The sequence below is a fragment of the Novosphingobium sp. ES2-1 genome, from assembly GCF_015169775.1.
Taxonomy (GTDB): domain Bacteria; phylum Pseudomonadota; class Alphaproteobacteria; order Sphingomonadales; family Sphingomonadaceae; genus Novosphingobium; species Novosphingobium subterraneum.
Map to the genome: position 1 here is coordinate 1,809,137 of NZ_CP063445.1, position 25,278 is coordinate 1,834,414.

Sequence of the window (25,278 nt, forward strand, 5' to 3'; positions counted from 1 at the left end):
GGGCAAGGCTCAGGACATTAGGCTTACCCGCCCTGCTGCGTGACGGACCAGCCTGCCCGACAGTTCCAGTTCGAGCAATGCCATTTGGACGGCCCCGGCGCTGGCACCGCTCTGGCGGATGAGTTCATCAACCGCCACCGGGGCAAGTGTCAGCATCGCTGCAATGTCGGCCCTGTCATCGTCCAGGGGGTTGTCGTAATCGGGCGCGTGTTCGCGGAAGCTCGAACGCGGCTGTCCGGTAAAGCCGACCAGCAGTTCCACCACATCTTCAGGCCTTTGCACCAGAATGGCCCCTTCCCGGATCAGCTGGTTGCAGCCGTGCGAACGGCTGTCCAGCGGTGATCCGGGAATGGCCATGACCTCGCGCCCCGCCTCTGCCGCCAGTCGCGCCGTGATCAACGATCCGGATTTCGGCGCGGCTTCCACCACCAGTGTCCCGGTGGCCAGCCCGGCGATGATGCGATTGCGATGCGGAAAGTGGCGGGCGAGCGGTTCGGTGCCCGGCGGCATTTCCGCGATGAGCAGCCCCTCACAGGCCACCTGTTCCTGCAGCTCGGCGTTCTCGGGCGGATAGCTGATGTCGATCCCGCTGGCGATCACGCCGACCGTACCGCCGCCATGCTCCATGCCTGCCAGCGCGCCGCGATGGGCTGCCGCATCGATCCCGCGCGCCAGCCCGGAGATCACGGCGTACCCTTGGCCGGCCAGAGCAGTGGCAAAGTCGCGCGATAGCTTCACCGCGGCGGCCGAGGCATTGCGCGCCCCGACCACGGCAATCGAAGGCCGCTGCAGCAGCGCCACGTCTCCCCGGACCGTCAGGATTGGCGGGGGGCTTTCGAGCTCGGCCAACAGAACGGGATAATCCGGCCCGCCATGGAACAGGTAGCGGGCTCCGGCCTTGCGCACCGAAGCGATCTCGCGCTCAACACGGTCGATGGCAGCCGGACGGTAGGGCGCCCCGCCCCGCGCTGCCAGATCAGGCAAAGCCTCTAGTGCGGCGCTGGCCGTGCCGAAGCGGCGCAGCAACTGGGTGTAGCTGACCGGTCCGATATTGGGCGAACGCAGCAGGCGGATGCGGGCGAAGGCCTCGTCGCGAGAGAGGGTGGCTTCAGCCGCCGCGCTCACTTCTTGCTGCCGACCCTGGGCTCGGTCCCGGCGCGGAGGCGGGCAATGTTCTCGCGGTGCAAAAACAGGACAAGCAGCGCCAGCAGCGCCAGGACGGGAGCGTACGCGGTGTAGCCCAGAAGCAGCGCTGCAGCCGGAGCAGCCAAAGCGGCGCTCATCCCGCCCAGCGACGAGATGCGGCTGGCGAAGAGCACGCCGAGCCAGACCACTGCATAAGCAAGGCCGATAGGCCAGGCGAGCCCCAGCGACACGCCCATCATCGTCGCCACGCCCTTGCCGCCCTTGAACTTCAACCAGACCGGGAAGCAATGGCCGAGCACGGCGGCAAGCGCTGCCAGCGGCTCGCTTCCCGGCCAGAGATGGCGAGCCAGCAGCACCGCCGCCAGCCCCTTGCCCATGTCGAGCAGGAGCGTTGCTGCGGCGACGCCTTTCTTGCCGGTGCGCAGCACGTTCGTCGCCCCGATGTTCCCTGAACCGATGGCGCGCAGATCGCCACCCCCGGTCAATCGCGTAAGGACGAGGCCGAAAGGCACGGAGCCAAGCAGATAGCCGACGAGCAGGGGCATGAGCGTTTCCACGCCCCGCTCATATCCTGTCCCTCCACAAAAGCGAAAGAGGCCACTTTCCATTTTATCGCCATTCCCGATACAAGCCCGCCAGATGACCGCTTCTCCCCAACCCGATGCCGCCGCGCCGCTGCTCCTGTTCGATTCGGGCGTGGGCGGGCTTTCCGTGCTGAAGAAGGTGCGGAGCGTCCTGCCCGCTGCGCCGGTGATCTACGTCGCAGACAATGCCGGTCTGCCCTATGGCGACAAGACCGAGGCCCAGATCGCGGCGCGGGTCTCCGGGCTGCTCGGCAGGCTGACCGAGCGCCTCCGCCCGAGGCTGGTGTGCATCGCCTGCAACACCGCTTCGACCATTGCGCTGGCCGCCGTGCGCGAGGTACTGGAAGTGCCCATCGTCGGCACCGTGCCGGCGATCAAGCCCGCTGCGGCCATGACCAAAACCGGCGTCATCGGCCTGCTCGGCACGGCTGCCACGATCCGGCAGGCCTATGTCGATCGACTGGAGGCAGAGTTCGCCAGCGACAAGCTGCTCCTGCGCCATGGCGCGCCCGAACTGGTCGCTGCAGCGGAGGCCAAGCTGCGCGGCGAGACGGTCGATCCGGCCATCTACCGCCGCGCCGCACGAGCGCTGAAAGAGATGCCCGGCGGCGACCGGATCGATACCGTCGTGCTGGCCTGCACGCATTTTCCACTGGTGCAGGATGAACTTGCCGAGGCCTTCGGGCCTGGCGTTCAATTCGTGGACGGTTCGGATGGCATCGCCCGCCGCATTGCCTACCTGACGCAGGGCCAGTCATGGCATCGCGCCGGGCCGGATCTTGCCCTGTTCACCCGCGATGGCGAAGACGTGGCAGCCCTGCGTCAGGCTCTGGCGCGGCACGGGCTTGATCGGATAGAGACGTTTTGACGCAGGCACGACCGGGAGGACAGGCCTTGGGCAAGATTTCCAAGTTCATGATCGTGCTGCTGGCAGTTCTGGGCTTTGCCTATTACTGGCTTCTGGTGAACGCCGGACCGCAAGTGCCGGCACGCAGGATTGACCTTGGTGCACTGCGCAAGGCGGCCGATGCCATGAAGGGCGACAAGCCCACGGCCATCACCTTTGCCACAGTGGCAATGCGCGATGTTCCCGGTGCCGCGCTGGCTGCCGGCACGGGCCTGCGACAGATCACCAGCGCCATCACGGCATGGCGGATCGAGACTCCCGAGGGCAGCATCGTGATCGATCCGGGCATCTCGGGAGACGACGCCCGCAGCATGGGCTTCGAGGTATACAGGCCCCGGGCACAGCAGTTGGTGAACGGGTGGATGGATCGTGCTGCGATGATCCTGTTCACGCATGCGCACATCGATCATGTGGGTGGATTTCTCGATCACCCCCGCTTCAAGAGCATCGAAGGAAAAGCCGTCGTTTCCGAAGGCATGATGGGCAATATCAACGCACTCTGGCGCGAGAATGCCCGGCTGCTCCACGCCCCGCGCAAGTTCGCCGCGATCGAGGCAGTTGCCCCGGGCGTGGTGCTGATCCAGACCCCGGGGCACACTCCGGCCTCGGAAATGATCTACGTGCGTCTCGCCTCGGGCCGGGAATACATTTTCGCCGGAGACACCGCGTCGCTCGCCGCCAATGTCGAGATTCCAACGCCGCGTTCGCGCCTCCTGGCGGACTGGCTGGTGCCTGAGGACCGCTCCTCCGTCATGGGCTGGCTGAAGGGGTTGAAGGCTCTGAAGAAAGAACATGAAGACCTCGTGATCGTCCCTTCCCACGACGCCGAATGGGTGATGGCCAAGGGGCCGGAGTATGGGATCACGCTTGCGCCGGAACTACGTAAGGCCAGGACAACCAAATAGCTCCGACTTTCGGGCAGTTATGCCAAATGAGGCTGGCAATGCGTTTTGAACAGGCGTAGAAGCCGCCCATTCGCCGGTGGCCCAACGGGATCGGGCCTCGGGAGCGCGGATGCGCTTTCGTTGCAGGAAGGAGCGGCGGGGTGAATTACGATCAGGTTTTTGATTCTGCGATCGAGCGTCTGCACTCCGAAGGTCGCTACCGCGTCTTCATCGACATCCTGCGCAACAAGGGCGCCTATCCCAATGCGCGCTGCTTTGCCGGACACAATGGCCCGAAGCCGATCACGGTGTGGTGCTCGAACGATTACCTCGCCATGGGCCAGCACCCCAAGGTGATCGAGGCGATGGAAGAGGCGCTGCACAATGTCGGCGCCGGCTCGGGCGGCACGCGCAACATCGGTGGCAACACGCACTACCACATCCAGCTTGAGGAAGAGCTGGCCGACCTGCACGGCAAGGAAGGCGCGCTGCTGTTCACCTCGGGCTATGTCTCGAACGACGCCACGCTGTCCACGCTGGCGAAGATCCTGCCCGGCTGCGTGATCTTCTCGGACGAGCTGAACCACGCTTCGATGATCGCGGGCATCCGCAATTCGGGCGCGGAAAAGAAGGTGTTCCGTCACAACGACGTCGAGCATCTCGAACAGCTTCTGGCAGAGACGGACCCCGCCCTGCCCAAGCTGATCGCTTTCGAATCGGTCTATTCGATGGACGGTGACGTCGCCCCGATCCACGCGATCTGCGACCTTGCCGAGAAGTACAACGCACTGACCTACATCGATGAGGTCCACGCTGTCGGCATGTACGGTCCGCGCGGCGGCGGCATCACCGATCGTGACGAAGCTGCCCACCGCATCGACATCATCGAGGGTACGCTGGGCAAGGCCTTCGGCGTCATGGGCGGCTACATTGCGGCTGATCGCAAGATCATCGATGTGATCCGCTCCTATGCCCCCGGCTTCATCTTCACCACCTCGCTTTCCCCGGTGCTGGTCGCAGGCGTCCTCGCCTCGGTCCGCCACCTCAAGGCGTCGAGCGAGGAACGCGAAGGCCAGCAGGCCGCTGCAGCTTATCTGAAGAAGGCTTTTGCCGACGCGGGCCTTCCGGTCATGCCATCGACCACGCATATCGTGCCGCTGATGGTCGGCGATCCGGTCCGTGCCAAGAAGATCAGCGACATCCTGCTCGCCGAATACGGCGTCTACGTCCAGCCGATCAACTTCCCCACCGTCCCCCGCGGCACGGAGCGCCTGCGCTTCACCCCCGGCCCTTCGCACACCGAGGCGATGATGGACGAGCTGACCGAGGCGCTGGTGGAGATCTGGCAGCGCATGGAAATGGAAATCCAGAAGGCGGCCTGATCTTTGCGCTTCTGCAAGTCAAAAAGCCCTCCCCAACCGGGAGGGCTTTTTCGTTGGGCTTGCCTTTCCTGCCCCCGGCGCTAACCTTAACCGATCAATTAAAGACCGGGAGAGTGCATGTCGGTTCTGTCCTACGACGAAGTGGTCCTTGGTCGCCGGTCGATCCGCGGCTATCTCGACAAGCCGGTGCCGCGCGTGTTGATCGAGGAAATCCTTGCGCTGGCGATGCGCGCTCCCAGTTCGATGAACACCCAGCCTTGGCACTTCCATGTCGTCACTGGCGAACCGCTCAACCAAATTCGCCAGGGCAATACCGAGCGCATCCTCGCAGGCGAGCCTGACAGCCGCGAGTTCCGCAAGGGCAATCCCTTCGCCGGCGTTCATCGTGACCGGCAGGTCGAAGTTGCCAAGCAGCTGTTCGGCGCCATGGGCATTGCCCGCGACGATGCGCCCGCGCGCCAGGACTGGGTGCTGCGCGGCTTCCGCCAGTTCGACGCACCGGTCTGCGTTATCGTCACGTATGACCGTGAGCTATCCGGCAGCGACGATACTGCGTTTGACTGCGGCGCCGTAACCACCGCACTCGTCAACGCGGCATGGTCGCGCGGCCTCGGCTGCGTCATCAACTCGCAAGGCATCATGCAATCCCCGGTCGTGCGCGAACATGCCGGCATCCCTGACGATCAGGTCATCATGAAAGCGGTCGCGCTGGGCTGGCCCGATCCTGAATTCCCCGCCAATGCAGTCGTCAGCAAACGCAAGAGCGTGGAGGAAGCCGCCCGGTTCGTCGGCTTCGACTGAAGCTTGTAACCGCGGCCCGCGCTCCTACTTCGAGCTGGTGGCAGTAAAGGCACTCCAGGATCTCAAGGCATGGGCCCGGCGCATCAAGTGTGATGTGGTGGCCCTGTGGCTTGCCGCGCGCGATCCGCGCGTGCCGGTTGCAGCTAAAGTCGCCGCCGCCATCATCGCCGCCTATGCCCTGTCCCCTATTGACCTCATCCCCGATTTCATCCCGATCCTCGGCTATCTTGACGACGTGATCCTCGTGCCGCTTGGCATCGCGCTTGCCGTCAGGATGATCCCCGCACCGCTCATGCAGGACCTGCGCGAACGTGCCAGCGCAGTCGGCAAGCCACGCTCAACCGGCGGGCTCATCGCTGTCATGGTACTGTGGCTGGTTGCCGCGGCAGTCATCTATCGCGCCGTCTTCGCACAGCCGTAACGAGAAAGGCCCCACCTCGCGGCGGGGCCTTCGTTGTTTGCTCAATCGCGCCGGCAATCAGCGCAGGGAGACCACGTTGTCCGAAACGCGCGGATCGCGACGATCGCCCCGATACTGGCTCGACATCGGCTCGTCAGTCACTTCGAACACTTCCGTGGCGCCGAAGCCGTTGAACGCGGTCTTCATTGCCGCGCCATAGGCGCCGAGCATGCCGATCTCGATGTAATCGCCAACCTTCATGTCCACCGGCAGTTCGAACGGACCTTCCATGTGGTCCATGTCGTCGCAGGTCGGGCCATAGAAGCTGAACGGCTCCAGCTCGATCTCGGTGTCGACATCGTTCGCCACCTCGTCGCGCAGCACGCGCACCGGGAAGCGCCAACCGACATGGGCCGCGTCGAACAGCGCGCCATAAGCGCCATCGTTGATGTACAGCTCGGCGCCGCGGCGACGTTCGACGCGCACGATCATCGAGTTGTATTCCGCGCACAGCGCACGGCCCGGCTCGCACCACAGTTCGGCCGAGTAGGAAACCGGCAGCGATTCATAGGTACGGTCGATCACGCCGAAGTAGTCTTCGAGCGGCGGCGGTTCCATGCCCGGGTAGATCGAGGGGAAGCCACCGCCCACGTCGATGATGTCGACAAGGACCGAAGCATCGACGATCGCGGCACGCACACGCTCCAACGCCTGCACATAGGCATGCGGGCTCATCGACTGGCTGCCGACATGGAAGCACACGCCCAGCGAGTCCGCCACCTGGCGGGTCGCCTGGAGCAGTTCTGCCGCATTGGCCAGATCGCAGCCGAACTTCGAGGCGAGGCTCAGCTCCGAGTATTCCGACGAAACGCGCAGGCGCACGCACAGCGTCAGGTCTTCGGGCACGTTGCCCTCCGAGTCTGCCGTCGCAGCCTTGATCTTCTCCAGCTCCTCGATCGAATCGAGGCTGAACACTCGCACGCCATAGGTGTGATAGGCTTCGCGGATCGCAGCCGGAGCCTTCACCGGATGCATGAAGCACAGCACTGCCTCGGGCAGCGTCTCGCGCACCAGGCGCACTTCCGCGATCGAGGCGACGTCATAGTGCGTTACGCCCGAATCCCACAGGATGCGGATCAGATCGGCCGACGGATTCGCCTTCACCGCATACAGCGACTTGCCCGGAAACTTCTCGACGAAGAAGCGGGCAGCGCGCGCGGCGGCGTGCGGACGGTTCAAAATGGCGGGTTGTTCAGGCGCGGAGGCGCGAACTACAGCCAGTGCGTCAGGATGGATGTGCAACTCAAGGGACCCCCAAACGGAACGTTGAACGAAGCTGCCTTGCGGTTTGGAAGTCCCCATGGGGCAGCGAGAGGGGGGTAAATAAGGCCCTGCGCATGAATCTCAAGTGAAAATAACGCTGCCCAAAAGTCCTGTCAGGAAAATGAAACAAATCCAGACAGATCGCGAAAAATCAGGAACTTAATGCTTCGGCCAGTGCAGCCCATGCCGGGAGTGACAGCGGATCGTTGGCGCCATTGGCAGCTGTGGGGTGCGATGCGAATCGTGCCACCGTCATTTCCGCTGCAGGATCGACCCACAGAGTCTGCCCGTGGATGCCCCGCGCGGAGAAGCAGCCGCGGTTGTTGTTGCTGATCCACCACTGGCTGCCATAGCTCCAACCCGGCAGTTGCGGATAGCGGTTGCGGTCGAAATGCGCCGGCTCTCCGCCATGCGTCGCCCGCTGCACCACGGCTTCGGGAATGACCCCCAGCCCGCCAAGGCGCATCGCCTCACCAAACCGCGCCAGGTCCTCCAGCCTCAGGTTCAGCCCGCCACCGGCAAAGGCCGTTCCCGCCTGATCCACGATGAGGTCGGCATCGCCCCGCATGCCCAGCGGCCGCCAGATCCGCTCCGACAGCACCTCGGCAAAGTGCTTCCGCTCGATCCGCGCAATCATCCACGCCAGCACTTCGGTATTGGGCGTGCGATAGGTGAAGCCTGTCCCGTGCTGCCCCGCCTTGCCGATGCGGGGCAGGTACGACGCAAGATCAATCGGCCCGGCATAGTCCACCGGCCTCGGCGTCAGCCCAAGAGCCGCACTGTAGGCCCCGATGCCAGAGTTGGGATCGGCATAATCCTCGGAGAAATCGAGCGCGGTGGTCATGTCCAGCACCTGGCGCACCGTCGCATCGCCAAACCCGCTCCCGGTCAGTTCCGGCAGGTAATCCGACGCCAGCGCCGCAGGATCAAGCCTGCCCTCCTCGACCAGCATCTCGGCAAGCGTTCCGACGAAGCTCTTGGTTACCGAAAAGGCGATATGCCTCGTCTCCGGCCCGGTCACGCCGAACCAGCGCTCGAACACCACCTTGCCGCGGTGCAGGACCAGAATGCCATCGGTGAAGGCCTGCGTCAGCGACTGTTCCAGCGACATCGGCTCATCCGCATTCAGCGGTACGAAACGGATCTGCCCCAGCCCCTCGTCAATTGCCCGTTCAAGCGCCTTGCTCTCGTCCGCCGCGGCCACACGTCGCGAGGGCACGAACTGGCGCATGTTGGAATAGGACCAGCGGATCATCGGAAACCGCATGTGGTCCGCGCGCGAGGCGAGCAGGATCTTGTCGGCAGGCGGCGGCGAACCTTGCATCCAGCCCATGCGCACCGGATCGCTGGTCACACCATCGAGCAAATCGCCCGCCATTGCCTTCTCCCGCCAACATTGTTGTCAGCAGGCAGCATGCCTCAGGAAAGACGGTCGCGGAAGTCCTCGTAAGTGAAGCCGCGCACCTTCTCGAGCGCATCGCTCTTGCTGTCCCACAGCCAGATCGACGGCAGTGGCACGCCGTTGAAGGTCGTGGTCTTGACCATCGAATAATGCGCCTGATCGAGAAACGCAAAGCGCGTGCCCGGCTGCGCCAACCCGGGCTTGCGGTAATCGCCGATCACATCACCCGCGAGGCACGAAGGCCCGCCAAGACGCACCGGAGCGCCTCCCTCCCCGCCATCCTCGTACTCGTCGATGGGCAGTTCGCCCAGCATTGCCGGACGATAAGGTGCCTCGATCACGTCGGGCATGTGGCAGGTCGCCGAAATGTCGGTAATCCCAAGCTGCATCCCGTTCCAGTGCGTGTCGAGTACGGTGCCGACCAGAATTCCCGCATCCAGCGCCACGGCCTCGCCCGGCTCCAGATAGATCTCGCAACCCGTGCGCGCCTTCACCTCACGCAGGAATGCGATCAGGTCCTCACGCTGGTAATCGGCGCGGGTGATGTGGTGGCCGCCGCCGAAGTTCAGCCACTTGAGCTGCCCGAAGTACGGCGCAATCCGTGCCTCCAGCGCCTCCCACGTGCGCTTCAATGGCTCGAAATCCTGCTCGCACAGCGTGTGGAAATGCAGGCCCGATACGCCTTCCAGGTGTTCTGGCAACAACTGATCCACCGGGAAGCCCAGACGCGAATGCGGCGCGCAAGGGTCATAACGCGGCACCTCGCCCTCGGCGTGCAGTGGATTGATCCTCAGGCCGATGTCGAACTTGTCTCCGACAGCCTGCGCTGCCGCGATCTCGCCCGCAAACCGCGCATGCTGGCCGGGCGAATTGAAGATCACATGATCCGATAGCCGCAGGATCTCGGGCAGATCCTCAGCTTTGTAGGCCGCGCAGTACGTCGCGATCTCGCCCGAATAGTGCTCGGCCGCCAGCTTGGCTTCCCACAGGCCGGACGTGCACACGCCGTCGAGATACTCCCCGACGATTGGCGCCACCTTCCACATCGAAAACGCCTTGAGCGCCGCCAGCACCTTGATCCCGGCGCGGTCCCGCACGTCGGCCAGCACCGCCAGATTGGCCCGCAACTTCGCCGCATCGACCACGAATGCCGGGCTATCCACCCGGTTCAGGTCAAACTGCGCAAAAGCCCCCGGATCGCCCGCTCTGGTTTCCATGCTAAGCCTCACTTCAAAACAATGGACCCCCGCGCAGGCGGGGGCCCCATTCCGTCCAACACGACATCAGACGTGGAACGCCCCCACCTTCGCGGGGACGCAGAAAGATCAGAACGCGAGCGGACCCGCCAGTTCCTTCACCTGCCACGGTAGCCCGTGCTTGTTGAGCATGTCCATGTAGGGATCAGGATCGAACTGTTCCATGTTGAACACGCCGGCGCCCGACCAGATGCCCTGCACCATCATCGCCGCGCCGATCATCGCGGGCACGCCGGTGGTGTAGCTCACCGCCTGGTTGCCGGTCTCGCGATAGGCGTCCTCGTGGTCGCAGATGTTGTAGATGTAGAAGGTCTTCTCTTCTCCATCCTTCAGGCCCGTGGCGATATCGCCGATGTTGGTCTTGCCCTTGGTCGTGGGGCCGAGCGAAGCCGGTTCGGGCAGCACCGCCTTGAGGAACTGCAGCGGGATGATTTCCTTGCCCTCGTAGATCACCGGATCGATCCGGGTCATGCCCACGTTCTGCAGCACGGTCAGGTGCGTGATGTAGGCATCGCCGAACGTCATCCAGAAGCGGATGCGCTCGATCTCGGGCAGGTGATGCGCGAGGCTTTCGAGTTCCTCGTGGTACATCAGGTACATGTTCTTCGGGCCGACTTCCTCGAAGTCGAACTGCTGGCGGATGGTCAGCGCCGGCGTCTCCACCCACTCGCCGTTGAGGTAGTGCCGCGCAGGCGCGGTCACTTCGCGGATGTTGATTTCCGGATTGAAGTTGGTGGCAAAGTGCTGGCCATGATCGCCGCCATTGCAATCGAGGATGTCGAGCGTGCGGATCGTGTCGAGCTTGTGCTTCTTCAGCCAGGTGGCAAAGACGCTGGTCACCCCCGGATCGAAGCCCGATCCCAGCAGCGCCATCAGGCCCGCTTCCTTGAACTTGTCCTGATAGGCCCACTGCCACGAATACTCGAACTTGGCCTCGTCGATCGGCTCGTAGTTCGCGGTGTCCATGTAGTTGACGCCGGCCGCAAGGCAGGCGTCCATGATGTTGAGATCCTGGTACGGCAGCGCGAGGTTGACGACGAGGACGGGCTTGACCTCGTTGATCAGCGCCGTGGTCGCGGCAACGTCATCCGCGTCGATCTGGTAGGTGTCGATCGTGACTCCGGTGCGCTCCTTCACCGAAGCGGCAATGGCATCACACTTGGACTTGGTGCGGCTCGCCAGCGCAATGCCGGTGAAGATATCGGAATTCATCGCCATCTTGTGGACCGCGACCGAGCCGACGCCGCCTGCGCCGATGACGAGAACTTTTGCCATGATTGCTCCAAATGCCATTTGTCCCGTCGCGTTCCGGACCTCTCGATCGAACGCGCAGGACATTCATGGGCAGGCCCTTTAGAGTAGAGCCATGACAAACCCAAGTCCTAACCCGAATGCTTCGTCAGATCAGCGCGCTCCCACCCGCGCAGGGGTCCTCCGCGCCGCGGAAAAGATGGCGCAGCTTCTGCCGCAAACGCCGCTGCTTCCGCTTGAACTGCCGAATGGCGGAACCGTGTGGTGCAAGGCCGAATGCCTCCAGCCCGTCGGCGCCTTCAAGATTCGCGGCGCGTGGCACCGGCTGTCTGACCTGACCGATGACGAGCGCAGCCGCGGCGTCATCGCCGTATCGAGCGGCAACCACGCGCAAGGCGTGGCCTGGGCCGCCCGCCGGCTCGGCATTGCGGCCCGGATCGTGATGCCCAATGACGCGCCGCAAGTGAAACTCGCCGCCACGCGCGAGCTTGGCGCAGACGTCGTGCTCTATGATCGGCCCGGCGGCGAGGATCGCGATGCCGTGGCCGCTACACTTGTTGCGCAAAGCGGGGCAACGCTTGTCCATGCCTTTGGCGATCCATGGGTGATCGAAGGTCAGGGCAGCGCCGGAATCGAACTGGCCGCGCAGATGGAATGTTTCGCCGATGGTGGCCCGACCCGCGTCGTCACGCCCTGCGGCGGCGGCGGCCTTGCTGCCGGTCTCGCCCTTGCCCTGCCCGACGCCGAGATCGTGCCCGTCGAACCCGAAGGCTGGGACGATGTCGCCCGGAGCCTCGTCAGTGGCGCGATCCAGCGCGTCCCTCGCGACGCCCCTCCCACAGCGTGCGACGCGCTGCAGACGCCCGCCACCTTCCCCATCAACTTCGCCGTCCTCTCCGCGCGGGGCCTCAGGGGCTTGAGCGTAACCGAAGCGGAAGTGCGCGCCGCCCAGCGCTATGCCTTCAGCAAGCTGAGGCTGGTCGTCGAGCCGGGCGGAGCAGCAGGCCTCGCCGCGTTGCTCGCCGGCAAGGTGGCAGCAGATGGCCGTACCGCCGTTCTGCTCTCGGGCGGCAACGTCGACCCGGCCGCCTTTGCCCAAGTGATTGCGCACCACGGATAAGTTGCATTTGACAATCTAACTCGCACCTCGCACTCTCCCGGCAATTCTCGGGGGAGATCTGAAGATGCAGGCGCAAATCCTCACGCCCGCCACGGTGCTTGTGCTGTGGTCGATTGTCATGCTGTTCTGGATGGCCGGAACGCGGCTGCCAGCCCTCAAGCAAAAGGGTGGCCTCGGCAAAGCCAAGCCCGGCGGGCGCGGACAGGACCTCGAAGGCGTGCTGCCCGACGAGATCAACTGGAAGGCGCACAACTACAGCCACCTCATGGAACAGCCGACGCTGTTCTACGCCACCGTGATGATCCTTGCGATCATGGGGGCAGCCTCGCTCGATGTCATGCTGGCATGGGGCTACGTTGTCCTGCGCATCGTCCACTCGATCTGGCAGGCAACCGTCAACCGCGTGCCTGTGCGCTTCAGCCTGTTCCTTTTGTCAACGCTGTGCCTGATCGGGCTGGCCCTGCGCGCGCTGGGAGCGACCATGGGCCACGGATAAGCCATAAAAAAGGGGGAAAATGCCAATGAAGATTGCCCATATCCTGCAACCTGCCGTTGCACTTATGGCGTGGACCATGGTCATGTGGCTGTGGATGTACGTCACCCGCATTCCGGCCATGAATGCGGCAAAGCTCGATCCAGACAGTCTCGCCAAGGACCCCACCAGGACGCTCGACGATCTGCTTCCCGCCAGCGTCCAATGGAAGGCCCACAACTACAACCACCTGCACGAAGCGCCGACGCTGTTCTACGCGGTCTGCCTCGTCATCGCTGTCGCAGGAGCCGGCAACGGCACCAGCGCGACCGTGGCATGGGCCTATGTAGCCTTGCGCGTTGTCCACTCACTGGTGCAGGCGACCGTGAACAAGGTCATGGTCCGCTTCATCCTGTTCTCGCTGTCGAGCGTCGCGCTCATGGCGCTGATCTACCACGCCGCGAAGATCGTCTTCGCCGCCTGATTCAATCGCGGACGAACAGGCTGGCGAGCTCCACGTGCGTCGACCAGCGGAACTGGCCGATCGGCCGCAGCTCCGCCAGCCTGTAACCGCCCGCGATCAGCTTGATCGCATCCCGCGCCCAGCTCGCGGGGTTGCAGCTGATATAGACCACGCGCGCAACCTTGCTCAGGGCGATCTGCTCCACCTGCTCCTGCGCGCCCGCCCGTGGTGGATCGAGCACGACGGAAGCAAAGCGATCCAGTTCTTCCACCCGCAGCGGATTGCGAAACAGGTCCCGGTGCAGCGGGTGGACCGGCCGACCGTTCATTCGCGCCGCCGTCTGGCAGGCAAGATGCGCATCGCGCGCCGCTTCGGCTGCCAGCACCTTTGTCTTTGGACCCGCAAGGGCAAAGGCGAAGGTGCCAAGCCCTGAAAACAGATCCGCCACCGTGGGTGCCCCGGCCAGCCATTCGCGCGCCGCACCCACAAGCGCTGCCTCGCCATCGGCAGTCGCCTGCAGGAAAACTCCGGGCGGCAACGAAACCGGCGTCCCGCCAAGGGTGACCGTTACCGGCTCCGGCTCCCACACGCCCTCGGCGCCATAGCCAGAATCCATCGTCAGCCGCGCCAGGCTGTTGGCCCGCGCAAAGTCGAGCAAGGCTTCGGTCTTCGCCAGACCTTCGGCAGTCAGCCCCTTCAAGCCGACGGACACACCCTGATCGGCCAGCGCCAGCTCGACATCGACCGCCAGCTTGCGGTCGCCCCATTGCTCGAGCAGGGCGCGCAAGGGGGCTACCAGTGCAAACAGTTCAGCCGCCAGAACATGGCACTCGCGCATGTCGACGATCTTGTGCGAACCCTGCTCGCGAAACCCGATGACCACGCGCTTGCCGATCGCCTGCGCATGCAAGGTCGCCCTTCTGCGCGAACGTGGCGGGGAGATGTGCGCCGCCGTGGCTACCACGTCCGCGATCCCCTGTCCCTTTGCCGCACCTACGACGCGATCGTGCACGTATTCGGCCAGCGCATTCTCGGACAGGTGCTGCAACTGGCAACCGCCGCAGGCGGGAAAGTGCCGACACGGCGGATCGACGTGGTTGGGACCGTGCACCAGCGAACCATCAGCCTGCAGCACATCGCCGGGAGCCGCCAGCGCCGCGTATCTGCCGTCTGCCGTTGCGCCTTCCCCCTTGGCGGCAACACGCACGATCAGATCTGACTCGCTCATTCAAGAAGTTCCTTCGTAGCCACCTCCGTGGCAGGCCTTCAGCGCTGCCTGCACGGCATGGGCCAGTTCTCCGGCCGTGAACGCAGGCCCGCACAGCCGCGCCGCTTCGCCGTGGAGCCATAGGCCTTCTTCGGCGGCGCGCAAGGCTTGCTCCAAGTCCTGACAATGCGTGGCAAGGCGGCTGGCGATGGCTCCCGCCAGGACGTCACCCGTACCCGCCACCGAAAGCCACGATGAAGCGCGCGGTGCCAGAACAGTCTCGCCACCGGGCGCGGCAATCAGCGTGTCCGGCCCTTTCAGCACCACGACCGCGCCTGAAACCTCAGCCAGAGCGAGCGCGCGATCTCGCCGCAAGCCAGCCCCCGACAGCCCGAAAGCCCGCTCCAGCGCGGTCATCTCGCCCTCGTGCGGGGTCAGAATGCATTGTGCACCAGACAACATCGCCGGTCGCAACAAGACCAGCGCATCGGCATCCACCACTGTCGGTCGGCCAGCATGGAGCGCAGCAGCGAGCAGGCGCGACGCTTCATCAGACCGGCCCAGACCCGGCCCTACCAGTAGCGCCGAGGTCCGCGCGTCGGCCAGCATTCCCGCAGCGTCGCCGGTCACCACCAACTCCGGCGGGACCACCAAGGGCGCTGCCTGCGCTGCAAGCTTCACGTATCCCGCCCCTGCCCGCAGCGCGGCCGTCGCCGCCAGCAAGGCTGCGCCTGGCATCTCTCCGGCGACGATCCCGAGCATCCCGCGCCGGTACTTGTGCGCATCGGCTGCAGGTGCCTCCAGCTTCGGTTTCGCCAGGACCCGCGCCGCGCCCGGCAGTGCCGCCACGCCGATATCAACCAGCCTGACCGCGCCCATCTTCGAACAGGCAGGCATGGCAAAGTGGGCATGCTTCCACGCCCCCAGCGCCACTGTCAACGACCACTCCGGCAAGCCCTCATTCAGCGCGGCGCCGCTGTCACTTTCGATTCCGCTCGGCAGATCAATCGCAATGCGATGGCGATGCAGCGCCGCCAAATCGCACAGCAGGGCAAGAAGATCATCCGGCAAGGCGCGCGTCAGCCCGCTTCCGAACAGGCAGTCGACGAACACGTCCCCCGCCGTCACACTTCCCGCCGAAACGACCGCCCCGCGATACAGGGCCTTGGCATTGCGCGCCGCATCCGTCACCGGCTCGCGCGCCTCCAAGACCTGCACGGCATTGCCATGTTCGCGAAGGTATTCGGCGATGACCCAGCCATCGCCGCCGTTGTTGCCCGGCCCGCACAGCACGGTAACCGAACCGCCGCCCGCGATCCGGCGTACCCACTCGCCCGCCCCGCGCCCGGCCAGTTGCATCAGCGCATCGACAGTCGAGCCCGCCGCAATCAGGTCCTCCTCTGCGGCGCGCATCTGCGCCACTGTGAGTACTTGCGAAAGCAAAGGCTCACGGCTGCGGGGCATCGTCCTTCATCCTTGCCGGAAAGCGATAGCGGTCTCCCGCGACCGAAACTTCGAGCACGCCTTGCGACGACCACTGCGCAGTCGCCTCGTCGGCCCCGTCAGCCGATACCACGCCACGCCCGTCGTTCACCATCTCGAACCGGCGAAAACCCCCGGCCTTGTGCCGCACGGTCAGGAAGCGCTTGTCACCCACGCGCGAGTCCTCGACAAAGCATTCCGGCAGGAACTTCGCCGATCCGCCCACCGCGCAATCGATCACGCGCCCCTGCGGTGCGTCCTCAGCCTTGGAGCAGGCAGCCAGCACCCCGCAGATCAGCAGCGCTGGCAGCCCCTTGCGCATCAGTCGATGCCCAGCTGCTTGAGGTCGCGCACCGCACCGCGCGCCGCGCTGGTGGTCATCGCGGCATAGGCCTTGAGCGCCGTCGAGATCTGGCGCGGCCGCTCCTGCGCCGGCTTCCAGCCCTTGGCGTCCTGGGCCGCACGACGGTGCGACAATTCCTCGTCGCTCACCGCCAGATGGATGGTGCGGTTGGGGATGTCGATCTCGATCATGTCGCCGTTCTCGACCAGCCCGATCTCGCCACCCTCGGCCGCTTCCGGCGAGGCATGGCCGATGGAAAGGCCCGAAGTGCCACCTGAAAAGCGCCCGTCGGTCAGCAGCGCGCAAGCTGCGCCCAGCCCCTTCGACTTGAGGTAGCTGGTGGGATAGAGCATTTCCTGCATGCCCGGGCCGCCCTTCGGCCCTTCGTAGCGGATCACCACCACGTCCCCTGCCACGACCTGCCCGGTCAGGATCGCCGTCACCGCCGCGTCCTGGCTTTCATAGACCTTGGCCGGCCCCGCAAACTTGTGGATCTTCTCATCGACGCCCGCCGTCTTCACGATGCAGCCATCGCGCGCGATGTTGCCATAGAGCACGGCAAGCCCGCCGTCCTTGCTGAAGGCGTGTTCGGCCGAACGGATCACGCCGGTCTCGCGGTCAAGGTCCAGTTCCTTCCAGCGACGGTCCTGCGAGAACGCCACCTGCGTCGGCACGCCGCCCGGCGCCGCCTTGAAGAATTCCTGCACGCTTGGCGAATTGGTGCGCTTGATGTCCCAGCGATCCAGCGCTTCGGCCAGCGTGCGGCTGTGCACCGTCGGCAAGTGCGTGTGGATCAGGCCCGCACGATCCAGCTCTCCAAGAATGGCGTAGATGCCACCCGCACGGTGGACGTCCTCCATATGCACGTCGTTCTTGGCCGGCGCGACCTTCGACAGGCACGGCACCCGGCGGCTCAGCCGATCGATGTCTGACATGGTGAAGTTCACGCCCGCTTCGTGCGCCGCCGCCAACAGGTGCAGCACCGTGTTGGTCGAACCGCCCATCGCGATATCGAGGCAAACCGCATTCTCGAACGCATCGAAACTGGCAATCGAGCGCGGCAGGACGCTGGCATCGTCGTCCTCGTAGTAGCGCTTGCACAGGTCCACGGCGAGGCGCCCCGCTTCGAGGAACAGGCGCTTGCGATCAGCGTGGGTAGCCAGCGTCGAGCCATTGCCCGGCAGCGAAAGACCCAGCGCCTCGGTCAGGCAGTTCATCGAATTGGCCGTGAACATGCCCGAGCACGAACCGCAGGTCGGGCAGGCCGACCGCTCGATCGCAGTCACTTCCTCGTCGGTCATCATGTCGTCGGCCGCGGCCACCATAGCGTCGACCAGATCGAGCGCGTGCTCCTTCCCCTTGAGGATTACCTTGCCCGCTTCCATCGGCCCGCCCGAGACGAACACGACCGGAATGTTGATCCGCATTGCCGCCATCAGCATGCCAGGCGTGATCTTGTCGCAGTTGGAAATGCAGACCATCGCGTCGGCGCAATGGGCGTTGACCATGTATTCCACGCTGTCGGCGATCAGGTCACGGCTCGGCAATGAATAGAGCATGCCGTCGTGGCCCATGGCGATCCCGTCATCGACCGCGATGGTATTGAATTCCTTGGCAACGCCGCCAGCCGCCTCGATCTCGCGCGCCACCATCTGGCCGAGGTCCTTGAGGTGGACATGGCCCGGCACGAACTGCGTGAACGAATTGACCACCGCGATGATCGGTTTGCCGAAGTCCTCGTCCTTCATGCCCGTTGCGCGCCAAAGTCCGCGCGCGCCCGCCATGTTGCGGCCATGGGTGGTGGTGCGTGAACGATAGGGGGGCATTGTGCGAACTCCGGACAGGGAATCAGTTTTTACGAGCGACTTGGGATCGTTCCCTAGCCCACGGAATCAGCCGCTGTCGAAAGTATTAAATACAACTATGTCAGCCAAAAGTGGCAGAAAACCTAACTGATTGCGACCGCAACCTGATTGGCAATCCGCGCCAGCCGCTCGGCCCATTCAGCTTGGCCCTTAGCATCGCTGATCAGGTCTTGCCGCACCTCGATGCCCAGGTAGGGCCTTCCATCCGCCTCGGCATGGCGGTTCATTGTCGCATTAAGCAGCCTGCCCGAATAGGGCAGCTGATCCCCGACGCAGAGCCCTTCGGCCTCAAGCATTGGAATGGCGATCCGCGCTGCGCGATCATCCTCGTTGTAGAGCACGCCCACGTGCCAGGGCCGAGGCTCATCGCTCGAGGCGAGTTGCGGCGTGAAGCTGTGCAAGGACAGGATCAGCGCTTGCGGCACATCGGCCAGAAGGTCGGCCAGCGCATCGTGATAGGGCCGGAAGAACCGCGCCAGCCGCGCCTCATGGCCTGCATGATCGAGCGCGTTGCCGGGGATCGCATGGCCATCGCTGGCAATCGGCACCACGGTCGGCAGATGCTCGTCACGGTTGAAATCGCAGACCAGACGGCTCACCCCGCCCTGAAACGCCGCAATGCCGGGCCGCTGAGCCATCAACGAGCCGACTTCGGCTACGCCGATGTCAACCGCGATATGCTGGTTCAGCAGTTCGGGAGCGATGCCAAGGTCGATGTCATCAGGCACGCGGTTGGAAGCATGGTCCGACACCACCAGAATGCCCCCGAAGCGCGGCTGACCAAGGATCGCAAAGGCCTCGCTCATCGCAGGGCCCCCGCCAAGGTCCACCACCCCGCCGGCATAGCCACCTTGGCGGCATCGCGCAGCTCAGGCCTATCATAGAGCGCGAAGCACGTCGCGCCTGATCCTGACATACGCGTCAACCACGCGCCCGTCTGCTCCAAGGCTCTCAGCACATCGCCAATTTCTGACACGAGCGTCAGTGCCGGAGCTTCCAGATCATTGCGGCCCGCAAGCGCCATTTCCCTGAGGTTGTCACCTTCCATCGGCCCGCGATCAACGCCATCCCAAGCCTTGAACACCGGCCCGGTCGCCAGCGGAATGCGAGGGTTGACCAGCAGCACAGGCGTCCCCGCCAGATCGTTGGCAATCGGCTCCAGCTCGGTTCCGGTTCCGCGTCCGATGCACGCCACGCTCTCGACGCAAGCCGGAACATCCGCCCCCAGCTTCGCCGCCCGCGCATGCCAGTCCTCCGGCAAACCATGGCTGTCCCGAACCATCCGGAATATCGCCCCGGCATCGGCTGATCCGCCACCCAGCCCGGCCGCCACCGGCAGATTCTTCTCCAGCGTCACCGCCCAGCCCGGCCCATGCGGCAGGGATTGCAAGGCTTTGGCCACGATGTTGCCAAACGGACCGTCCAAAGCGCCGCCAAACTCGCCGACAACGCGCAGCGAATCCGCCTGCGCAGACGAAGTGCTCAGCACATCCCCCGCATCCACGAAGGCAAACAGCGTTTCCAGCTCATGATACCCATCCTCCCTGCGCCGCCGCACATGCAGCGCAAGGTTGATCTTGGCGTAGGCGGTCTCTCGCATCATTCCTCCCCGTCCCGGGGAGGGGGACCATCCGCAGGATGGTGGAGGGGCACCGCCAAGTTTCCCGAACGCACCCGGCCAGCCCCCTCCAACCGCAACGCCCGCTCCTCACAGACCTGAACAATCCGCCGCACCACCAACTCGATATCCTCAAACACAGCCTTCGCCGGAACCCTCAGGGTCGCAATCCCCTGTGACCGCAGGAAATGTGACTTTACCGTGTCCCGCCTGATCCCTTCAGCAGTGTCGTGGGCAAAGCCATCGACTTCAATGGCCAGCTTCACCGCCGCACAATAAAAGTCGATCACGAACGCGCCTGCCGGATGTTGACGCCGAAATTTCAGCTCGCCCGGTCGCTTGCGCAACTCGCGCCACAGCAGACCTTCGGGCAAGGTCATCTCGCTCCGCAGCTTGCGGGCGAGCTTGACCGTGCCTTTTGGTCCGGTGATCAGCTTGGGGATCCTTTCAAGGGGTTGGCAAACTTGCGCGTACCCCTCCACCATCTTCGATGGTCCCCCTCCCCGTGCCGGGGAGGAACTCAACCTCACATATTCGGATAGTTCGGCCCGCCGCCGCCCTCAGGCGTGACCCATTCGATGTTCTGGGTCATGTCCTTGATGTCGCAAGTCTTGCAGTGGACGCAGTTCTGGGCGTTGATCTGCAGGCGCGGGTTGCCTTCCTCCACGCCGACGTACTCATAGACGCCCGCCGGGCAGTAGCGCTGCTCGGGGCCCGCATAGAGCGGCAGGTTGATCCGCGTCGGCACCGTCGGGTCTTTCAGCACGAGGTGGCTCGGCTGGTCTTCCTCGTGATTGGTGTACGAGAACGAGACGCTGGTCAGGCGGTCGAAGGTGATGACGCCATCAGGCTTGGGGTACGCGATCGGCTTGTACAGGTCGGCGCGCTGCGTCGCCTCGCTGTCGCGGTGGTGCTTCATCGGCTTCCAGATGCCAAAGCCGCCGATCGTGCGCAGCCACATGTCCGCGCCAGCCAGCACCGTGCCCAGCTCACCGCCGAACTTGGCCACCAGCGGCTGCGCGTTCTGGACCTTCTTCAACTCCTTGGCGATCCAGCTTTCGCGCACGGCCGCATCGTACTCGACCATGTCGTCCTTCTCGCGGCCAGCTGCCATCGCCGCCGCGATGGACTCCGCGGCCAGCATCCCGCTCTTCATCGCGGTGTGGCTGCCCTTGATGCGCGGCACGTTGACGAAGCCGGCCGAGCAGCCGATCAGCGCGCCACCCGGGAACGACAGGCGCGGCACTGATTGCCAGCCGCCTTCATTGATCGCACGCGCGCCGTACGACACGCGGCGTCCGCCTTCCAGGATCGCGCGGATTTCCGGATGCTGCTTCCAGCGCTGGAATTCCTCGAACGGATAGACATAGGGGTTGGCGTAATCGAGCGCGGTAACGAAGCCCAATGCCACCTGGTTGTTGGCCTGATGGTAGAGGAACCCGCCGCCCCACGAATTCGATTCCGAAAGTGGCCAGCCCTGCGTGTGGATCACCCGGCCCGGAACGTGCTTCTCGGGATCGATGTCCCAGAGCTCCTTGATGCCGATGCCATAGACCTGCGGCTCACAATCGCGCTCGAGGTCGAAATGCGCCTTGAGCCGCTTGGTCAGGTGCCCGCGCGCGCCTTCGGCAAACAGCGTGTACTTGGCGTGCAGTTCCATGCCCGGCTGATAATCGGGCTTCTTCGAACCGTCCTTGGCAATGCCCATGTCGCCGGTCGCGACGCCCATGACCGCGCCATTCTCGTCGAACAGGATCTCCGCCGCGGGGAAGCCGGGGAAGATCTCGACGCCCAGTTCCATCGCCTGTTCCGAAAGCCAGCGGCACAGGTTGCCAAGGCTGCCGGTATAATTGCCATCGTTCGACATGAACGGCGGCATCGGCCAGTGCGGGATCGAGACCTTGCCCTTCTTCGACAGCACCCAGTGCCAATTGTCGGTCACCGGCACTTCGGCCATCGGGCAGCCCTGTTCGCGCCATTGCGGAAGCAGTTCGTCGAGCGCTTTCGGGTCTACCACCGCGCCCGAAAGGATGTGCGCGCCGATTTCCGAACCCTTTTCCAGGATGCAGACCGAAATTTCCGGGTTCACCTGCTTAAGCCGGATCGAAGCAGCCAGGCCCGCAGGCCCTCCGCCAACGATGACGACGTCATACGGCATCGATTCCCGTTCGCTCATGCCCCGATATCTCCCGACTGCTGCTAAACGCACGATTGAATTTCGAATGTGCCTTGAAAGAGGGCACAGGCAAGGTCAAGACCGCAAATTGGACTGGAAGGAAAGACAGGTTGCCCGATATCGCTAACGCAGAAAATCATCAGTGGCGCGATGCCGTTACGGCCGCGCTCGATTGGTGGCGCGATGCGGGCGTGGACCATGCCTTCGTTGACGATCCGCAAGACTGGTTGGCCGAAGCGCGCAAGCCAAGGGAAGCTGCACCACCGGCCCCGATGAAGCCGCTGCGCGAACTCACGGCAGAGCGCGATGATTCGCCCAAGGTGGCCAAGGTTAGCGCCAGGGCTGATTGGCCGCAGACCTTTGAAGCCTTCGCACCTTGGTGGTTGGCCGAACCCGCCCTCGCGCCCGCCGGGTTGCATCGCCTGCCTCCGGTCGGCGCGCAAGGTGCGGACCTGATGATCCTGGTGCCGATGCCCTCGGCAGACGATGGCGATACCCTTCTCTCCGGGCGTGCAGGCCGATTGCTCGATGCCATGCTGGCCGCGTTCGGCCTTGACCGGTCCCGAACCTACATCGCCTCTGCCCTTCCAGCCCACGTGCCGATGCCCGATTGGCACCTCCACAAGGAGTCGGGCCTCGGCGAAGTTCTCCTCCACCACATCACTCTTGCCGCTCCGAAACGACTGCTGATCCTGGGCGCATCAGGCATTTCGGCGCTTCTCGGCAACGACCCGCCGAATTTGGCTCAAAGTTTACGGGCAATTAATCAAGAAGGGCCACCACTTCCCGCGCTGCCGGCGTGGGATCTCGAATCCATGCTGCAGCGCCCTGCCCTCAAGGCAGGTCTGTGGAGCCGCTGGCTCGAATGGACGGGGACCGAAACGATTTGAAGCTGGCTCGCGCCAAGACGTTCACGCTGCTCGCGCTCGCGACCTCGTCGCTTGGGCTTTCGGCTGTCCCGGCTCACGCCAACAGCGCCGCGGTCGACTATTTCCGTGGCCGCGCCGATCGCACCGCCGTCCCCTCGCTGCTGAGCGCCGACGATCGCTCCTATTACAAGAGCCTGTTCTCCGCGATTGAGCGCGAGGATTGGACGCAGGTGCAGACGCTGTTCGCCCAGCGGACCGATGGGCCTCTCCATACGGTAGCCCGCGCCCAGTACATGCTGGCCGCAACCTCGCCCAAGGCAGAGCTCGCCCCGATCACTGAAGTGCTGGCCAAGGCTCCGGACTTGCCGTGGGCGGAGCAGCTCGGTCGCCTCGCCCTGAAGCGCGGCGCAACCGACATGCCCGCCCTGCCGCAGGCACAGCGTCTTGTCAGCCTTCCCACCGTCTCCAAGCGCATCAAGCCGCGCCCGATCGATGACGGTACGATGCCGGCCGGCGTCGCCGCCGCGATTCAGGACCGCATCAAGTTTGACGATCCCGTCGGTGCCCGCGTCCTGCTCGATGGGGTCGATGCCACGCTCTCGCCCGCTGCTCGCGCCGAATGGCGGCAGAAGGTCGGCTGGGCCTTCTATATCGAGAACGACGACGCCACCGCCCGCGCTCTTTCGCTCACCGCCGCCGAAGGCACCGGCCCGTGGGTCGCGGAAGCCTACTGGACCGCAGGCCTTGCAAGCTGGCGCCTGAGCGACTGCCTCGCCGCCGCCGACGCCTTTGAAAAGACCGCAGGATCGGCCCAGAACGACGAACTGGCGTCCGCCGCACACTACTGGGCCAGCCGCGCCTGGCTGCGCTGCCGCAAGCCGGAAAAAGTCTCGGCCTCGCTGCGCAACGCCGCCCGCTTCCGCGAAACGCTCTACGGCATGATGGCCTCCGAAGCGCTGGGCATGCGCGAAAGCACGCCGCCGGTCGCGCCGGACTTCTCGCAGAATGACTGGCAGCAGCTGCGCGACGTTCCGAACATCCGCACCGCCGTGCAACTTGCCGAAATCGGCGAAGACGGCCTTGCCGACGAAGTCCTGCGCCATCAGGCCCGCATCGGCGCGCCCGGGCAATATGCCCCGCTCTCGCGCCTTGCCCGCGATCTGGGCCTCCCCTCTACCCAGCTGTGGATGGCCTACAATGCCCCGGCAGGGGCCCGTCCCGATGAATCCGCGCGCTTCCCTGCGCCGAAGTGGACGCCGGCCACGGGCTGGAAGGTCGATCCCGCGCTGCTCTTTGCCCATTCGCTGCAGGAATCGAACTTCCGCACGGCCGTCACCAGCCCGGCCGGGGCCAAGGGTCTGATGCAGGTCCGCCCCGGCACGGCCAAGGACATGGCCCGCGTAGAGCCGGCAATGGCCGGGCGCGATCGCCAGCTCGACCTGCCTGACGTCAACCTTGCCTTCGGCCAGCAGTACCTCCAGCAGTTGCGCGATTCCGATGCGACGCAGGGCCTCCTGCCCAAGGTCATGGCCGCCTACAATGCCGGCCCCCTGCCGATCAGCCGCTGGAACACGGAAATCCGCGGCGGCAGCGATCCGCTGCTGTGGATGGAATCGATCCCCTACTGGGAAACGCGCGGCTACGTTTCCATCGTCATGCGCAATTACTGGATGTACGAAAAGCAGGCCGGCGGCCCGTCGGAAAGCCGCATGGGCCTTGTCCAGGGCATGTGGCCCAAGTTCCCCGGCCTTTCAGGCGCAGATAATGTGAGGATCGCATCGCGTGGCAATTGATACTTCGCGCGAATTCAAGCCGATCAACATTGCTTTGCTGACCGTTTCCGACACTCGCGGCCCGGCCGAGGATACATCGGGCGATATCCTCGCCGAACGCATCAAGGCCAAGGGCCACAAGCTCGCTGCCCGCGCCATGGAAAAGGACGATGCCGACCGCATCGCCAGCCGCCTCAACAACTGGATCGACGATCGCACCGTCGATGCCGTCGTCATCACCGGCGGCACCGGTCTCACCGGCCGCGACGTGACTCCCGAAGCGCTCGAACGCGTCAAGACGCGCGACATCCCGGGCTTTGGCGAACTGTTCCGCTGGCTGTCCTACAAGACCATCGGCACCAGCACGATTCAGTCACGCGCCTGCGCCGTCGTCGCGCGCGGCACCTATATCTTCGCCCTGCCCGGCTCGAATGGCGCGGTGAAGGACGGCTGGGACGGCATCCTCGACGAACAGCTCGACAGCCGCAACCGGCCCTGCAACTTTGTCGAACTGATGCCGAGGCTGCTGGAAAAGTAAGTCTTTCCAATCGCTAT

25 protein-coding genes are annotated in these 25,278 nt (G+C 64.6%); 11 read left to right on the top strand and 14 right to left on the bottom strand.

Annotation, left to right across the window (positions count from 1 at the left end):
• Nucleotides 1-9: 9 nt before the first annotated feature.
• Both dprA and plsY read right to left on the bottom strand, forming a co-directional pair.
• The gene (dprA, locus tag IM701_RS08785) at nt 10-1,125 is read right to left on the bottom strand and encodes a DNA-processing protein DprA (protein WP_193826702.1); all 1,116 of its coding nucleotides are present in this window, start codon (nt 1,123-1,125) and stop codon (nt 10-12) included.
• Entirely contained in the window at nt 1,122-1,691 is a 570-nt protein-coding gene (plsY, locus tag IM701_RS08790; RefSeq protein WP_193828395.1) for a glycerol-3-phosphate 1-O-acyltransferase PlsY, read from the bottom strand. Before plsY ends, dprA begins: the two co-directional genes overlap by 4 nt.
• Nucleotides 1,692-1,785: 94 nt before the next feature.
• Here plsY and murI point away from each other — a divergent pair, with 94 nt between their 5' ends.
• The 5 genes from murI to IM701_RS08815 all read left to right on the top strand — a co-directional run bounded on the left by murI (nt 1,786) and on the right by IM701_RS08815 (nt 6,125).
• Complete coding sequence (gene murI / locus IM701_RS08795) at nt 1,786-2,598, top strand: glutamate racemase (protein ID WP_193826703.1); 813 nt, start codon at nt 1,786-1,788, stop codon at nt 2,596-2,598.
• A gap of 26 nt (nt 2,599-2,624) precedes the next feature.
• On the top strand, nt 2,625-3,542 hold the full coding sequence (locus tag IM701_RS08800; protein WP_193826704.1) for an MBL fold metallo-hydrolase: 918 nt from the start codon (nt 2,625-2,627) through the stop codon (nt 3,540-3,542).
• Nucleotides 3,543-3,682: 140 nt separating this feature from the next.
• Nucleotides 3,683-4,903: a 5-aminolevulinate synthase gene (hemA, locus tag IM701_RS08805; protein WP_039332033.1), complete on the top strand. Its 1,221-nt coding sequence runs from the start codon at nt 3,683-3,685 to the stop codon at nt 4,901-4,903.
• A 117-nt stretch (nt 4,904-5,020) separates the two neighbouring features.
• The gene (locus IM701_RS08810) at nt 5,021-5,704 is read left to right on the top strand and encodes a nitroreductase (RefSeq protein ID WP_230487630.1); all 684 of its coding nucleotides are present in this window, start codon (nt 5,021-5,023) and stop codon (nt 5,702-5,704) included.
• 37 nt (nt 5,705-5,741) lie between these two features.
• A complete protein-coding gene (locus tag IM701_RS08815) occupies nt 5,742-6,125 on the top strand; it encodes a YkvA family protein (RefSeq protein ID WP_039332029.1) in 384 nt (127 codons plus the stop codon).
• A 57-nt stretch (nt 6,126-6,182) separates the two neighbouring features.
• Here the strand turns inward: IM701_RS08815 and IM701_RS08820 are convergent, their stop codons facing one another.
• From IM701_RS08820 to IM701_RS08835, 4 genes are all read right to left on the bottom strand, one after another.
• Entirely contained in the window at nt 6,183-7,406 is a 1,224-nt protein-coding gene (locus IM701_RS08820) for a type III PLP-dependent enzyme (RefSeq protein WP_062342033.1), read from the bottom strand.
• A gap of 172 nt (nt 7,407-7,578) precedes the next feature.
• Nucleotides 7,579-8,805, bottom strand: a complete 1,227-nt coding sequence (locus tag IM701_RS08825; protein WP_193826705.1) for a serine hydrolase — start codon at nt 8,803-8,805, stop codon at nt 7,579-7,581.
• Between the two features lie 41 nt (nt 8,806-8,846).
• Nucleotides 8,847-10,046 carry a carboxynorspermidine decarboxylase gene (locus IM701_RS08830; RefSeq protein WP_193826706.1) on the bottom strand — a complete coding sequence of 400 codons (1,200 nt, stop codon included), beginning with the start codon at nt 10,044-10,046 and terminating at the stop codon, nt 8,847-8,849.
• Between the two features lie 108 nt (nt 10,047-10,154).
• Entirely contained in the window at nt 10,155-11,360 is a 1,206-nt protein-coding gene (locus tag IM701_RS08835) for a saccharopine dehydrogenase family protein (RefSeq protein ID WP_062342074.1), read from the bottom strand.
• 91 nt (nt 11,361-11,451) lie between these two features.
• Here IM701_RS08835 and IM701_RS08840 point away from each other — a divergent pair, with 91 nt between their 5' ends.
• From IM701_RS08840 to IM701_RS08850, 3 genes are all read left to right on the top strand, one after another.
• Nucleotides 11,452-12,456, top strand: a complete 1,005-nt coding sequence (locus IM701_RS08840) for a threonine/serine dehydratase (RefSeq protein WP_193826707.1) — start codon at nt 11,452-11,454, stop codon at nt 12,454-12,456.
• Between the two features lie 64 nt (nt 12,457-12,520).
• Nucleotides 12,521-12,952 (top strand): MAPEG family protein, encoded by a 432-nt coding sequence (locus IM701_RS08845; protein ID WP_193826708.1) that lies wholly within the window; start codon nt 12,521-12,523, stop codon nt 12,950-12,952.
• A 25-nt stretch (nt 12,953-12,977) separates the two neighbouring features.
• A complete protein-coding gene (locus tag IM701_RS08850) occupies nt 12,978-13,412 on the top strand; it encodes an MAPEG family protein (protein WP_039332019.1) in 435 nt (144 codons plus the stop codon).
• 1 nt (nt 13,413) lies between these two features.
• Here IM701_RS08850 and IM701_RS08855 read toward each other — a convergent pair whose 3' ends face one another.
• The 8 genes from IM701_RS08855 to IM701_RS08890 all read right to left on the bottom strand — a co-directional run bounded on the left by IM701_RS08855 (nt 13,414) and on the right by IM701_RS08890 (nt 22,082).
• Nucleotides 13,414-14,619 carry a class I SAM-dependent RNA methyltransferase gene (locus tag IM701_RS08855; protein ID WP_193826709.1) on the bottom strand — a complete coding sequence of 402 codons (1,206 nt, stop codon included), beginning with the start codon at nt 14,617-14,619 and terminating at the stop codon, nt 13,414-13,416.
• Complete coding sequence (locus tag IM701_RS08860) at nt 14,620-16,062, bottom strand: NAD(P)H-hydrate dehydratase (RefSeq protein ID WP_193826710.1); 1,443 nt, start codon at nt 16,060-16,062, stop codon at nt 14,620-14,622. It abuts the gene before it with no gap.
• Nucleotides 16,046-16,402, bottom strand: a complete 357-nt coding sequence (locus tag IM701_RS08865; protein WP_230487631.1) for a hypothetical protein — start codon at nt 16,400-16,402, stop codon at nt 16,046-16,048. Before IM701_RS08865 ends, IM701_RS08860 begins: the two co-directional genes overlap by 17 nt.
• Nucleotides 16,402-18,249, bottom strand: a complete 1,848-nt coding sequence (ilvD, locus tag IM701_RS08870) for a dihydroxy-acid dehydratase (protein WP_193826711.1) — start codon at nt 18,247-18,249, stop codon at nt 16,402-16,404. The genes IM701_RS08865 and ilvD overlap by 1 nt, the downstream gene beginning before the upstream one ends.
• Nucleotides 18,250-18,371: 122 nt before the next feature.
• On the bottom strand, nt 18,372-19,094 hold the full coding sequence (locus IM701_RS08875; RefSeq protein WP_193826712.1) for an N-formylglutamate amidohydrolase: 723 nt from the start codon (nt 19,092-19,094) through the stop codon (nt 18,372-18,374).
• A complete protein-coding gene (locus IM701_RS08880; protein ID WP_193828398.1) occupies nt 19,091-19,888 on the bottom strand; it encodes a 4-(cytidine 5'-diphospho)-2-C-methyl-D-erythritol kinase in 798 nt (265 codons plus the stop codon). Before IM701_RS08880 ends, IM701_RS08875 begins: the two co-directional genes overlap by 4 nt.
• On the bottom strand, nt 19,888-20,391 hold the full coding sequence (locus IM701_RS08885; protein WP_193826713.1) for an endonuclease domain-containing protein: 504 nt from the start codon (nt 20,389-20,391) through the stop codon (nt 19,888-19,890). Before IM701_RS08885 ends, IM701_RS08880 begins: the two co-directional genes overlap by 1 nt.
• 41 nt (nt 20,392-20,432) lie before the next feature.
• Nucleotides 20,433-22,082, bottom strand: coding sequence for an electron transfer flavoprotein-ubiquinone oxidoreductase (locus tag IM701_RS08890; protein WP_039332007.1), 1,650 nt, complete (start codon nt 22,080-22,082; stop codon nt 20,433-20,435).
• A gap of 110 nt (nt 22,083-22,192) precedes the next feature.
• On the opposite strand from IM701_RS08890, the gene IM701_RS08895 reads away from it, so the two are divergent.
• Genes IM701_RS08895 through moaB form a run of 3 tightly spaced genes read left to right on the top strand, consistent with a single transcriptional unit; the run spans nt 22,193 to nt 25,261 of the window.
• Nucleotides 22,193-22,972: a uracil-DNA glycosylase family protein gene (locus IM701_RS08895; protein WP_193826714.1), complete on the top strand. Its 780-nt coding sequence runs from the start codon at nt 22,193-22,195 to the stop codon at nt 22,970-22,972.
• Nucleotides 22,948-24,744, top strand: coding sequence for a lytic transglycosylase domain-containing protein (locus IM701_RS08900; protein WP_193826715.1), 1,797 nt, complete (start codon nt 22,948-22,950; stop codon nt 24,742-24,744). Before IM701_RS08895 ends, IM701_RS08900 begins: the two co-directional genes overlap by 25 nt.
• Nucleotides 24,734-25,261 carry a molybdenum cofactor biosynthesis protein B gene (gene moaB, locus IM701_RS08905; RefSeq protein ID WP_193826716.1) on the top strand — a complete coding sequence of 176 codons (528 nt, stop codon included), beginning with the start codon at nt 24,734-24,736 and terminating at the stop codon, nt 25,259-25,261. Before IM701_RS08900 ends, moaB begins: the two co-directional genes overlap by 11 nt.
• The last annotated feature ends 17 nt before the right edge of the window (nt 25,262-25,278 follow it).